This window comes from Type-A symbiont of Plautia stali (assembly GCF_059731155.1).
In genome coordinates, this window is sequence record NZ_AP035891.1 from 1,270,656 (window position 1) to 1,283,062 (window position 12,407).

The 12,407-nt window shown below is 56.9% G+C and carries 9 protein-coding genes and 4 pseudogenes; 5 read left to right on the forward strand and 8 right to left on the reverse strand.

The genetic code is table 11. The annotated features are described in order from the left end of the window. Window positions 1-11: 11 nt before the first annotated feature. The 4 genes and pseudogenes from AC6I8M_RS06850 to AC6I8M_RS06865 form a co-directional block, all read right to left on the reverse strand. Window positions 12-308 (reverse strand): YnjH family protein, encoded by a 297-nt coding sequence (locus tag AC6I8M_RS06850; protein ID WP_498013717.1) that lies wholly within the window; start codon window positions 306-308, stop codon window positions 12-14. Continuing rightward, a complete protein-coding gene (locus tag AC6I8M_RS06855; RefSeq protein WP_010618764.1) occupies window positions 308-2,230 on the reverse strand; it encodes a DNA topoisomerase III in 1,923 nt (640 codons plus the stop codon). The genes AC6I8M_RS06850 and AC6I8M_RS06855 overlap by 1 nt, the downstream gene beginning before the upstream one ends. A gap of 150 nt (window positions 2,231-2,380) precedes the next feature. Beyond that, window positions 2,381-2,960 (reverse strand): annotated as a pseudogene (gene selD, locus AC6I8M_RS06860) (selenide, water dikinase SelD); the annotation flags it as partial. 153 nt (window positions 2,961-3,113) lie between these two features. Then, window positions 3,114-3,665 carry an NAD(P)H nitroreductase gene (locus AC6I8M_RS06865; protein WP_010618763.1) on the reverse strand — a complete coding sequence of 184 codons (552 nt, stop codon included), beginning with the start codon at window positions 3,663-3,665 and terminating at the stop codon, window positions 3,114-3,116. A gap of 171 nt (window positions 3,666-3,836) precedes the next feature. Between AC6I8M_RS06865 and sppA the strand changes: the two genes are divergently transcribed. The 3 genes and pseudogenes from sppA (at window position 3,837) to pncA (ending at window position 7,410) form a co-directional block, all read left to right on the forward strand. Continuing rightward, window positions 3,837-5,693, forward strand: coding sequence for a signal peptide peptidase SppA (sppA, locus tag AC6I8M_RS06870; RefSeq protein WP_010618762.1), 1,857 nt, complete (start codon window positions 3,837-3,839; stop codon window positions 5,691-5,693). An 85-nt stretch (window positions 5,694-5,778) separates the two neighbouring features. After that, a complete protein-coding gene (gene ansA, locus AC6I8M_RS06875) occupies window positions 5,779-6,792 on the forward strand; it encodes an asparaginase (protein WP_010618761.1) in 1,014 nt (337 codons plus the stop codon). Between the two features lie 16 nt (window positions 6,793-6,808). Further along, window positions 6,809-7,410, forward strand: a pseudogene (pncA, locus tag AC6I8M_RS06880) (bifunctional nicotinamidase/pyrazinamidase). A gap of 35 nt (window positions 7,411-7,445) precedes the next feature. Here pncA and AC6I8M_RS06885 read toward each other — a convergent pair. Then, window positions 7,446-7,727, reverse strand: coding sequence for a YeaC family protein (locus tag AC6I8M_RS06885; RefSeq protein ID WP_010618759.1), 282 nt, complete (start codon window positions 7,725-7,727; stop codon window positions 7,446-7,448). 2 nt (window positions 7,728-7,729) lie between these two features. Then, a complete protein-coding gene (gene msrB, locus AC6I8M_RS06890) occupies window positions 7,730-8,140 on the reverse strand; it encodes a peptide-methionine (R)-S-oxide reductase MsrB (protein ID WP_010618758.1) in 411 nt (136 codons plus the stop codon). Between the two features lie 336 nt (window positions 8,141-8,476). Between msrB and gapA the strand changes: the two genes are divergently transcribed. Together gapA and AC6I8M_RS06900 are read left to right on the forward strand one after the other, a co-directional pair. Then, complete coding sequence (gene gapA / locus AC6I8M_RS06895) at window positions 8,477-9,475, forward strand: glyceraldehyde-3-phosphate dehydrogenase (protein WP_010618757.1); 999 nt, start codon at window positions 8,477-8,479, stop codon at window positions 9,473-9,475. A 74-nt stretch (window positions 9,476-9,549) separates the two neighbouring features. Further along, a pseudogene (locus tag AC6I8M_RS06900) lies at window positions 9,550-10,424 on the forward strand (D-hexose-6-phosphate mutarotase). 22 nt (window positions 10,425-10,446) lie between these two features. Here the strand turns inward: AC6I8M_RS06900 and AC6I8M_RS06905 are convergent. Together AC6I8M_RS06905 and AC6I8M_RS06910 are read right to left on the reverse strand one after the other, a co-directional pair. Further along, window positions 10,447-11,166, reverse strand: a complete 720-nt coding sequence (locus tag AC6I8M_RS06905) for an aldo/keto reductase (protein WP_010618756.1) — start codon at window positions 11,164-11,166, stop codon at window positions 10,447-10,449. An 83-nt stretch (window positions 11,167-11,249) separates the two neighbouring features. After that, window positions 11,250-12,000 (reverse strand): annotated as a pseudogene (locus AC6I8M_RS06910) (MipA/OmpV family protein). Window positions 12,001-12,407 lie beyond the last annotated feature (407 nt).

Genomic DNA, 12,407 nt, shown 5'->3' on the forward strand with positions numbered 1-12,407 from the left:
GCCATGCCCGCTTACTTAATGATTTTCCACAGTAGCGGATTGGTGCCCAGCACTTTTTCGTCACGCGCACACTGCAGCAGTACGCCTTCCGCTTTCACCACGACTCCTTCGGAGTAGCTGCGATTTTCATAGATACAGCACTGCAGGCAGTTGTTCTGCTGGCGATTCTGCCCCTGCGTCCACACTTCTGGCGGCATATCCACCACCACGTCGGTATTGCCCATCCGAGCGGGCTCCGGCTGGCGATTAGCCAGCGCGGCATGGCTGCACAGCAGCAGCACACTCAGGAACAGCGTTGCGTAACGCATTATTCCGTCTCCTTCGTTTTGCGCCGGGGCGTTTTGCCTTTACTGCGCGTCTTCGCTCCGGTCGCGGCTAATCCACGAAAAGCCTGCAGCGACGGCCTCTGGCGCGCCTCACCGATCAGTCCGATCAAGGTACTGACCAGCGGCTGCATAAACTCATCATAGCGACAGGCTTTTTCACTGATGCGGGTAAGCGTTGACTCCCAGTGAGCCGTCATATCCGGCCGCGCGGCCATCTCAGGTAACGCATGAATCAGCGCCCTGCCCGCCTCGGTTGAGTGAATATAGCGACCTTTTTTCACCAGAAATGTACGGCGGAACAGCAATCCTATGATGCCGGCACGCGTCGCTTCCGTTCCTAAACCATCGGTCGCACGCAGCACTTTCTTTAATTCTTTATCCTGCACAAAGCGGGCGATACCGGTCATGGCCGATAGCAGCGTGGCATCGGTGAACGGCCGCGGCGGCTGAGTCTGCTTCGCCAGCACCTCACCACGCTCACACAACAGCTCATCGCCTTTACTCACCACCGGCAGCGGCGTGCCGTCATTCTCTTCATCGCGCTCTTTACTGCCCAGCAGCGCACGCCAGCCGGCTTCGGCAAGAAAACGTGCTTTGGCGACGAACTTGCCACCGCCGATATCGAGGTCGATGACGCATTTGCGAAATACCGCGTCGGGACAAAACTGCATCAGATACTGGCGCGCAATTAGACCGTAAATATTGGCTTCATTGTCGCTCAGGTTCACCTTGCTGGCGCGCGCCGTAGGAATGATGGCATGGTGCGCATCCACTTTTTTATCGTCCCAGCAGCGATTTTTCTGATCCGGATTGAAATCCGCCGGCAGTGATACGTCCGGCTGATGCGCCTGAATGGCGTTCAGCACCGCATGGCGTCCGGCAAAATGTTCATCCGGGAGATAGCGGCTGTCCGAGCGCGGATACGTAATCAGCTTATGGGTTTCATACAAACGCTGACAGCAGTCCAGTACCGTCTGGGCACTCAGACCAAAACGCTTCGCCGCTTCGATTTGCAGGCTGGAGAGGGAAAATGGCAGCGGCGCCGTTTCCGACTCCCGCTTATCGTTGTAGCCAGTAACCCACGCCGGTTTGCCGTTGATACGTTCAAGCACGTGGTCAGCGAGAGGACGATGCAGCAAACGGCCCTCATCATCCTGCCACGGTTCACAGACATCGCTGGGGATCCAGCTGGCAACGAAGCGCTCCTCTTTAGGGGTGACGATGTGCGCCTTCACTTCGAAGTAATCCTTCGGCACAAAGTTTTTGATCTCTTCATCGCGCCTCACCACCAGCCCCAGCACCGGCGTCTGTACGCGTCCCACCGAGAGCACGCCGTCGTAACCGGCGTTGCGGCCCAGCAGCGTCCAGGCGCGCGTCATGTTGATGCCATACAGCCAGTCAGCGCGCGCCCGGGCCAGTGCCGAGACGCACAGCGGAATGAATTCACGGTTCTCGCGCAAACGGCTCACCGCGCGCTGGACCGCCGCAGGGTTGAGGTCGTTAATCAGGCAGCGCTGCACCTGCTGGCGCTTTTCAGCCGGCAGCTGCAGATAATCGAGCACTTCGTCGACCAGCAGTTGTCCTTCGCGATCCGGGTCACCGGCGTGCACCACCACGCTGGCCTGCTGCAGTAACCCCTCAATCACTTTGAGCTGTTTCGCCACTGAGGGGCGCGGCTGCAGGCGCCATTTATCCGGGATGATGGGTAAGTCCGCCAGATTCCAGCGCGCATAGCGGCTGTCATAGCTGTCAGGCTGCGCCTGCTCCAGCAGATGCCCGACACACCATGTCACAACCTGGTCATTACCACAGGCAATATAGCCGTCGCCACGTCGATGCGGTTTAGGTAGCACATCGGCGATGGCGCGTGCCAGACTGGGTTTTTCAGCAATAAACAAACGCATGAATGGCGTCGTTCCTTTACGTCAGGTGACTACAGTAATCAGTGGATGGGCGCGGTCGGCCGGCAGCAGTGTGCCAATCGCCGTGGCCTCAACGCCAGCCTGCGCGGCGCACGCGCGAAACGCCGCGACAGCGTCAGGCTGCACCGCCACCAGCAGCCCTTTTTTCTCTGCGGTAGTCAGAATACCGATGCCAAGCGGTTTGGTGAGGAACAGCTCGCAGCCCACCTGCGCGGCGCTGTTCTTTTTCACGCGCGCCACGTCAACGATGCCGGTAACGGCAAGGCCAAAAATCGGTTCCGGCGCATCGATTGAGTGACCGCCCGCCAGCGCGATGCCAGCCGCCTGGCAGGCCGCGCGACCGCCCTCCACCACCTGCTGCGCCACCTTTGCGTCCAGCACATTAACCGGCCAGCCGAGAATGGCGATGGCCATGATCGGTTTGCCGCCCATGGCGTAAATATCACTGATGGCGTTAGTGGCCGCGATACGGCCAAAGGTGTGCGGATCGTCAACGATGGGCATCAAAGAAGTCAGTAGTGCTGACTACCGCCGTGCCGTTGCCAAGATCGTACACTGCAGCATCGTCACGGGTTTCATTGCCGACCAGCAGTTGCGGATCGTGAAAGGCAGCCAGTTCGCTGTGCAAAATGGTCTCAAACACCTGAAGTGAAATTTTACAGCCGCAGCCAGCGCCGTGGCTGTATTGCGTCAAACGAAGCGGTTCGCTCATGGCGGGTTCCTTGTGCGCTGAACAGAGAGGGCTATGTTAGCCTGGCTGCCCGCTGCTGGTAAGCGCTGTCGCCGCTAAGCGCGATCTTTCGCACAGCGACTGTGCAATCAGTGTCGTTGCATGCACCTTGCCGCAGAAACCCGCGGCTGTCTGTCAGAAATAACTGACAAACGCCTCGCTGTCGGGCGCAACCACGGTGGTATTGGCTTTCAGCTGGGGCGTACCGAGGTAGAGGAAACCAACAATCGCATCCTGCTCGCGGCAGCCAAAGGCGGCGCGTACCTGCGGATGATCGGTCCATGGCCCGCTGCGCCAGATGCCGTTAAAGCCCTGCGCGACGACCGCCATCTGCATCGCCATCACCGCGCAGCCAGCGGACACGACCTGCTCCCAGCGCAGGACTTTGGTGGAGTCTTCGCAGTGCGCGACAACGGTGATGATCATCGGCGCGCGGAACGGTGACGTCCGGGCCTTCCCGATGGCTTTGTCATCCAGCTGGCTGTCGCGTGCGGCCTGCTCCAGCAGATGGCTAAAGCGTTCGCGCCCCTCATTTTCAATGATGATGAAGCGCCACGGCTGCAGCGTCCCGTGATCCGGTGCGCGCATACCCGCGTGCAGAATATTCTGCAGCACCTCACCGGCCGGTGCCGGCTCGGTCAGACGCGACGCTGAACGACGGTTTACCAGTAATTCCAGTGCATCCATCTTGATTCTCCCGTGATTAACAAAGCGTGTGCTAATCTTGGCACAGCGCGATCTTTTGTAACAGTCTGGCGCGATTTCCTGCTGACTTTTCGCACGCTGCTCTTTAGGATGAACCCGACATCGGGGCAGACCGCATACCGGCTGCCCTGGCTACGTGAATATGGAGAGTTTATGCGCACATTGTGGCGAATTATTGCTGGCCTGTTCCGCTGGAGCTGGCGGGTGCTGAATTTTATCCGGGAATTTATCCTGAATCTGTTCCTGATTGTGTTAATTCTGGCCGGCGTCGGCATCTGGCTGCAGCTATCCAGCGCCAGCAGCAGTGAACCGGTGCAGCAGGGTGCGCTGAAAGTGGACCTGAGCGGCGTGCTGGTGGACAAACCGTCGGTCAGCAATCGTCTGAGCCGCATCAGCCGCCAGCTGCTTGGTGCCAGCAGCGATCGTTTGCAGGAAAATTCGTTGTTTGATGTGGTCGATGCCATTCGTCAGGCAAAGAGCGATAAAAATATCACCGGCATGGTGCTGGATCTGCGCGATTTTGCCGGCAGCGATCAGCCTTCGCTGCAGTACGTTGGTAAGGCGCTGCGCGAATTCCGCGACGCGGGCAAACCCATTTTTGCCCTCGGCGACAGCTATAGCCAGGCGCAATACTATCTCGCCAGCTACGCCACGAAGGTCTATCTGTCCCCGCAGGGCACGGTGGATCTGCATGGTTTCGCCACCAACGGCCTCTATTACAAATCCCTGCTGGATAAGCTGAAAGTCAGCTCGCACGTGTTCCGTGTCGGCACCTATAAGTCCGCGGTTGAACCTTTCCTGCGTGATGATATGTCGCCGGAAGCGCGCGATGCTGATGGCCGCTGGGTCGGCCAGCTGTGGCAGAATTACCTCAATACGGTGTCGGCCAACCGGCAAATCACGCCGCAGCAGCTGTTCCCGGGGGCGGCGGGAATAATCAGCGGTCTGCAGGAAGTTCAGGGCGATACCGCTAAATATGCCCTGGAGAACAAACTGGTGGATGTGCTGGATTCGCGCGCTGCCGCCGATCGCGAGCTGGTGAAAACCTTTGGCTGGGATAAAGCCAGCAATGACTACCGCAACGTCAGCATCTATTACTACAACGTCAAACAACCGACGCAGCAGGATGGCAACATTGCGGTGATTCTCGCCAGCGGCGCCATCATGGACGGCGAAGAGAGCGCCGGCAACGTCGGTGGCGACACCACCGCTGCACAGATCCGCGACGCCCGCCTCGACGACAAAATCAAAGCCATCGTGCTGCGCGTCAACAGCCCGGGCGGCAGCGTAACGGCCTCTGAAGCCATCCGTGAAGAGCTGGCGGCTGCGCACGATGCCGGTAAGCCGGTGGTGGTTTCGATGGGCGGCATGGCGGCATCGGGCGGCTACTGGATCTCCACGCCGGCCGACTATATCGTCGCGGCGCCGAGCACTCTGACCGGGTCGATCGGCATCTTTGGCGTGATCAATACGGTGGAGAATAGCCTGAGCAGCATCGGCGTACACAGCGACGGCGTTGCCACCTCGCCGCTGGCGGATGTGTCGACCACCAAAGCACTGCCGACTGAAGCGCAGCAGCTGATGCAGCTGACCATTGAAAACGGTTATCGCAACTTTGTCGGTCTGGTCGCGGCGTCACGCCATAAAACGCCACAGCAGATTGATGCCATCGCGCAGGGTCACGTCTGGACCGGTAGCGATGCCAAAGCCAATGGGCTGGTGGATGCGCTGGGCGACTTCGACGATGCAGTGGCTAAAGCCGCCGAGCTGGCGAAGGTCGCGAAACCTGAACTGAGCTGGTATCATGACGATCCGGGGATGATCGATCTGCTGCTTAACCAGATGAATGCGTCGGCGCAGGCCGTGCTGCCGGCTGCGCTGAAAGTGTGGCTGCCGGCACCGGTCAGCGAAGTGATGGGCGCGCTGCAGGCGCAGCCGGGCCTGTTGAATAATCTCAACGATCCGCAAAACCGTTACGCGTTCTGCCTGACCTGCGGCAACGTACGCTAATCTTTACAGCCCGGCCGCTGGTCGGGCTGCTTTTCCCCGCTAATCCCCTTATACTGCGCGTTTTACGGCAAGTCTGAGTCCATTCATGCAAAAGAAAAATATCTATGTAGCCTACACGGGCGGGACCATCGGTATGCAACGCTCCGCGCAGGGTTACATTCCGGTCTCTGGCCATCTGCAGCAGCAGCTGGCGATGATGCCAGAGTTTCACCGTCCGGAAATGCCGGATTTCACCATCCACGAATACAATCCGCTGATTGACTCCTCGGATATGACGCCGCAGGACTGGCAGTCAATCGCTGACGACATCCAGCTGAACTACGATCGCTATGACGGTTTCGTCATTCTGCATGGCACCGATACCATGGCGTTCACCGCGTCGGCGCTGTCGTTCATGCTGGAGAACCTGGCCAAGCCGGTGATCGTCACCGGGTCGCAGACTCCTCTGGCCGAGCTGCGTTCAGACGGCCAGCAAAATTTGCTGAACTCGCTGTACGTCGCGGCAAATTACCCGATTAATGAAGTGGCGCTGTTCTTCAACAACACGCTGTTCCGCGGTAACCGCACCACCAAAGCCCACGCCAACGGTTTTAATGCGTTCGCGTCACCGAACCTGTCGCCGCTGCTGGAAGCGGGCATCCACATTCGCCGTCTCAATACGCCGCCGGCACCGCGCGGCAGCGGTGAGCTGATCGTCCATCCGATCACCCCCCAGTCGATTGGCGTGGTGACGATCTATCCGGGCATCTCTGCCGACGTGGTGCGCAATTTCCTGCGTCAGCCGGTGAAGGCGCTGATTCTGCGTTCTTACGGTGTGGGCAACGCGCCACAAAATGCCGAGTTTCTTGCCGAACTGCAGCAGGCCAGCGAGCGCGGAATTGTGGTGGTGAATCTGACGCAGTGCATGTCCGGCAAGGTCAACATGGGCGGTTACGCCACCGGCAACGCACTAGAACACGCCGGCGTGATCAGTGGTTTTGATCTTACCGTCGAGGCCATCCTGACTAAACTGCACTTTTTGTTAAGCCAGAACCTCACCAGCGCTGAAATTCGTGCTAAAATGCAGCAGAATTTACGTGGCGAACTGACCGAAGACTGATACGGAGCAAAATCCCATGAAGCGGGCATTGATAATCATCGATATTCAGAACGATTTTTGCCCCGGCGGCCCGATGGCCGTGCGTGAAGGTGACCAGACGGTTGCCGTTGCCAATCGCTATGCACGCGAATTCCGCGCGCGCGGGAATGCGTGGTGGCATTGCAGGACTGGCATCCGGCCAATCACGGCAGCTTTGCCTCGGGCTCTGGCGAGCCGGTGTATACGCTCGGTGAACTGAATGGTCTGGCCCAGATCTGGTGGCCAGATCACGGCGTGCAGCATTCACACGGCGCTGATTTCCATCCGGATCTCGATCGCAGTCTGATTGATGCGGTGTTCCATAAAGGCGGCGATGTGGATGTGGATAGCTACAGCGCCTTTTTCGATAACGGGCACCGCCGCAAAACCGAGCTCGACAGCTGGCTGCGCGAGCGCGGCATTACCGACCTAGTGATGCTGGGTCTGGCGACCGATTATTGCGTGAAGTACAGCGTGCTGGATGCGCTGGAACTGGGATATCATGTTGAGGTGGTGCAGGAAGGCTGCCGCGGCGTCAATCTCAATCCGGACGACAGCGAGATCGCGCAGATGCAGGCGCAGGGTGCGGTTATTATCTGAAAATCAGGGCTGGAACTCTCCAGCCCTGCAGCCGGTTAATGCAGGTTGATGCGAGTCACGTCGGACTCGATTCCCCACTCTTCCTTCAGCTGTTTTTTCGACTTCATCACCATCTCGCCGCCTTTACCGATGGTCATGTCCTGCAGTTCGTCGTTGTGCCGCGCCTGCCACAGCATCACCAGCTGCAGGCAGTTATCTTTCTGATCCTGCGTCAGCGCCACGCCGTCCGGCCACTTGCCGGTTTCCACTGCGGTGGCGAGGCGCTCGTAGACTTCCGGCGTCATCGCCGCCAGCATTGCTTCCAGTTCCTGCTTCATGCTCAGCCCTCGTGCTGATTGCCCTGCTCGTCGGTAAAGTTCAGCGACGCTGAGTTGACACAATAACGCTCGCCGGTTGGCTGCGGGCCATCCGGGAAGACGTGGCCCAGATGGGCGTCGCAGTTACCGCAGCGGATTTCGACGCGGTGCATACCGTGCGAATCATCTTTCAGATAGCGGATAGCTTCATCGTTGTACGGCTGATAAAAGCTCGGCCAGCCGCAGCCGGAGTCATACTTGGTTTCGGAGAGAAACAGCGGTGCGTTGCAGACCAAGCAGTTATAAACACCCTCCTGCTTGTTGTGCAACAGCGCGCCGGTGAAAGGCGGTTCGGTTCCGCGATGCTGAGTGACGTAGCGCTGCATTTCCGACAGCTGGGCAATTTTTGCCTCGGGTGCGGTGTCTTTAGCCATTTTGAGTTCCAGAGTGTCATTCTGTAAAAATCGTCTGGTATTCTAACAAACGAACAACATCTTTCGGGTCTTTTTTCGTGCGGATGCTTTTGCCCCGACCAGCACTGCGCAATTTTGTGATGACGATCACTCTTTGCAACAGTCATCCCTTTTTAGTCTGCATTCGGCGTAAGATAGGTGCGCAATAATTGGGTGCGCAAGCGTTTGCGCACCCAATTATTCCTGGCGCCGGAATTGACCTGTCGCAACAATTGACACGATTCCGCTTGACGCCTGGTAAGGTTTTTGTAATTTTACAGCCAACCTTTATTCACTAACAAATAGCTGGTGGAATATATGACTATAAAAGTAGGTATCAACGGTTTTGGCCGTATCGGTCGCATCGTTTTCCGTGCTGCTCAGCAGCGTTCTGACATCGAAATTGTCGCGATCAACGACCTGCTCGACGCCGATTACATGGCTTACATGCTGAAGTATGACTCTACACACGGTCGTTTCGACGGCACCGTAGAAGTGAAAGATGGCGCGCTGATTGTTAACGGTAAAAAAATCCGTGTTACCGCTGAGAAAGACCCGGCTAACCTGAAATGGGACGAAGTGGGCGTTGACGTTGTTGCTGAAGCAACCGGTATCTTCCTGACCGACGAAACCGCACGTAAACACATCACTGCCGGCGTGAAGAAAGTGGTTCTGACTGGCCCGTCTAAAGACGACACCCCAATGTTCGTTCGTGGTGCCAACTTCGACAAATATGCTGGCCAGGACATCGTGTCTAACGCTTCCTGCACCACCAACTGCCTGGCGCCGCTGGCTAAAGTGATCAACGACAAGTTCGGTATCGTTGAAGGTCTGATGACCACGGTTCACGCCACCACCGCAACCCAGAAAACCGTTGATGGCCCATCTCACAAAGACTGGCGCGGCGGCCGCGGTGCAGCGCAGAACATCATCCCATCTTCAACTGGCGCAGCGAAAGCAGTAGGCAAAGTTCTGCCAGAGCTGAACGGTAAACTGACCGGTATGGCGTTCCGCGTACCGACGCCAAACGTCTCTGTGGTTGACCTGACTGTTCGTCTGGAAAAACCAGCGTCTTACAAAGACATCTGTGCAGCCATCAAAGCCGCTGCTGAAGGTGACATGAAAGACGTGCTGGGCTACATCGAAGACGACGTGGTTTCTACCGACTTCAACGGCGAAACCCTGACTTCCGTATTCGACGCGAAAGCAGGTATCGCTCTGAACGACAACTTTGTGAAACTGGTTTCTTGGTACGATAACGAAACGGGTTACTCCAACAAGGTTCTGGATCTGATTGCACTGGTTGCTGCTAAGTAAGCTAACCGGCTAAACAGATAAGGGGTGACTTCGGTCGCCCTTTTTTTTTCGATTGGATGAGAGAAGGTCTGACAATGCACAATTCGCTCTTTAACTTGCCCGTGGTGACGCAGATCACCCCTTACCTGTCGCAGCGTCAGATGGGTGAATTGCCGATTCTGGTGATCAGCCATCCGAAAGTGCGCGCCGCCATTGCCCTGCAGGGTGCGCACCTGCTGGCATGGCAGCCGGCCGGTCAGCAGCCCGCCATCTGGCTCAGCGACAAGACGCCGTTCGTCACCGGTAAAGCCATTCGCGGCGGCGTGCCGGTATGCTGGCCGTGGTTTGGTCCGGCGGGTGAACCTGCGCATGGCTTTGCCCTTAATCAGCCGTGGACGCTGACGGCGCATGATGAGAACGAAGATGCGGTCATGCTGACGTTCACGCTGGAAAGTAACGTACAAACGAAAAAACTGTGGCCGCACGATTTCACGCTGCTGGCGCGCTTCCGCATTGCTGAACACTGTGAGATTGAGCTGGAAGCCTAGGGCGATTATGAAGCCACTGCCGCGCTGCACAGCTATTTTCAGGTGGCGGACATTGCGCAGGTTGAAGTTAGCGGGCTCGGTAACAGCTATATCGATAAGGTACAGGAAAATGCCATCGGCAGCGCAGCGGACGGTAAACAAACCTATCCCGATCGGGTTGATCGCATTCATACCGCAGCGGAAGACTGCAGCGTGATTCACGATCGCGCCGGTAAGCGCCAGATTGAAGTCTATCACGATTATCAAAGTGACGTTGTCACCTACAACCCCGGCCCGGCACTCTCATGCAGCATGGCCGATATGCCTAATATGGTTATAAAACGATGGTGTGCGTGGAGACGGCGCGTATCAACAAGCCGATGAAAAGTGCCGGAGAAACCCCTGCCCGCCTTGGCGTCACGCTGAGAATCCGCAATAAGTAATGCTGAACGGCGCACGCGCCGTTTACACCACATCCAGTGCCAGTTTGTGCTGCGGCGGCGGAAAGGCGCGATCCAGCAGCGCCAGTTCATCGCTGGTCAGGGTGATATTCAGGGCCGCCGCATTCTCCTGCACGTGCGCCACGCTGCCCGCCTTGGGAATGGCCATTACGCCCGGCTGGCGAATCACCCAGCTCAACAGCAACTGTGCGATGCTAATGCCCTTCTGTTGTGCAATCTGCTGCAAAGTCGCATCGTCAAACAGCGCCTGACGCAGCCCTCCGGCCTCACTCCACAGCTCCTGCAGATCGTCGCTATCAAAATTGGAGACGCCCCAGTGGGGGATTTTGCCCCGCTGCTGCAGCGTTTGCATGGTGCGCACGGTCTCTTCCAGTGGAACATTACCGCGCCAGTGCAACAGATAAAGATCGAGATAGTCCGTCTGCAGACGGCGCAGACTGCGTTCACAGGCGTCAATCGCATCGACCTCACCGGCGTTCCGCGGGTAAACTTTTGATACCAGCCAGGCTTGATCGCGCCGTCCGCGCAGCGCTGCGCCGACCACCTCTTCCGCGCCGCCTTCGGCATACATCTCAGCGGTATCGATCAGTTTCAGTCCGGCGTCCAGTCCAGCCTGCAGCGCAGCGATTTCCTGCGCCCGCTGTGCCGGTTTTTCGCCCATATACCAGGTGCCCTGACCGATTGCCGGTAACGGCGTATCGTCGTTAAACTGAATCGTCTTCATCTCACCTCCTGTTGCGCCATTTCAAGGCGCAATATTGGTGCAAGGTAACAAAAACGCCTAATTATGAGGCGTTCGTGCGGTCATCAGAAGCTGTAGCTGACGCCGGTCCACAACGTAAACTGACCGTCTTATCAACCATCGGACTGTCTTTGATTTCACTGGCGAAGCGAGTGTAACGGCCTGACAGGCTGGCGTTCCAGCTCTCGCTGATCTGGTAGCTGGCGTTCATCTCGACGTAAGGCGACCAGCTGTCGTCCGGGTGATAGCGATCAATGCCGGTACGCGCGCTTTCGTGGCCGGAAACGCCGTAGTAATAGCGGTTTTGGTTGGCACTGTTCCACATTGCGCCAATGCCCAGCGTCAGGCTGATCGCGCCGAAATCAAAGCGGTACAGGTAGGTCAGGTCCCAAATCATGCCGTTGCGGTTATTCAGCACATCGCCCAGCAGCGCGGTACACACAATCCCCCAGTCAGCACAACATGACGATAAGTCGCGCTGACCATCAGCGTCATGCGACGCTTGTCCAGCCCTTTCATATCGCCCAGATCGTTATATTTCGGGTCATACTGCTGCGGCGAGCCTAACAGCGTTAACGACAGCTGATTCTGCGGGTCTTTCCACAGGTAATAACCGCCCTGCAGGCTGCGGAACCAAAAGTTTTCCCCCTCATAATTGATGACCGGGATCGGCAGATATCGGTCCTGGCCGCCGCGGTACGGCGACTGGGCATAAATAACCGAAGCCCCGAGTGACACGGGTTAAGCGTAAGTGCTGAACGCCGCAAAATAGCAAGGACACATCAGAGCAACCGCTTTAAGTTTGAAATGGTTCACAATTTATTCATTCCATTAATATAACAATCACACGCAGAGTCTAACCAAATTTTGCCACTGGTTTAACTTTTAATGTTAATTTCCTTTTTATCCTGTCAGAAGCGTCTGAGACGCAGCGCACCTGTCGCCGCAAGGGCGTGACGGCCTTAGCGCTTATGAGACTTTGTTATTGATATATCGCTAAATAAGGAGAAAAGACGGAGCAATTTTTCTGATTGCCTTCTACAGTAAAAGTAAGACGAGAATTTTTTGTACGAGCAGAGTAACCATAAGAATTGTGAATCCCGATAAAAAATCGTCAGGTTGGCATAAGGGTTGCTGTACTCAATAAAGAATATCTTCCGGGAGCTGCAAGAGCATCTTATTACGCTCCTTTACCTGTGCTAAAAACGAAAGGACGGGCATCG

Coding starts and splice junctions, on each gene's coding strand:
- AC6I8M_RS06905 (WP_010618756.1), bottom strand. CDS start 11,166: ATGAAGACGATTCAGTTTAACGACGATACGCCGTTACCGGCAATCGGT.
- AC6I8M_RS06855 (WP_010618764.1), bottom strand. CDS start 2,230: ATGCGTTTGTTTATTGCTGAAAAACCCAGTCTGGCACGCGCCATCGCC.
- sppA (WP_010618762.1), top strand. CDS start 3,837: ATGCGCACATTGTGGCGAATTATTGCTGGCCTGTTCCGCTGGAGCTGG.
- msrB (WP_010618758.1), bottom strand. CDS start 8,140: ATGGCTAAAGACACCGCACCCGAGGCAAAAATTGCCCAGCTGTCGGAA.
- AC6I8M_RS06850 (WP_498013717.1), bottom strand. CDS start 308: ATGCGTTACGCAACGCTGTTCCTGAGTGTGCTGCTGCTGTGCAGCCAT.
- ansA (WP_010618761.1), top strand. CDS start 5,779: ATGCAAAAGAAAAATATCTATGTAGCCTACACGGGCGGGACCATCGGT.
- gapA (WP_010618757.1), top strand. CDS start 8,477: ATGACTATAAAAGTAGGTATCAACGGTTTTGGCCGTATCGGTCGCATC.
- AC6I8M_RS06865 (WP_010618763.1), bottom strand. CDS start 3,665: ATGGATGCACTGGAATTACTGGTAAACCGTCGTTCAGCGTCGCGTCTG.
- AC6I8M_RS06885 (WP_010618759.1), bottom strand. CDS start 7,727: ATGAAGCAGGAACTGGAAGCAATGCTGGCGGCGATGACGCCGGAAGTC.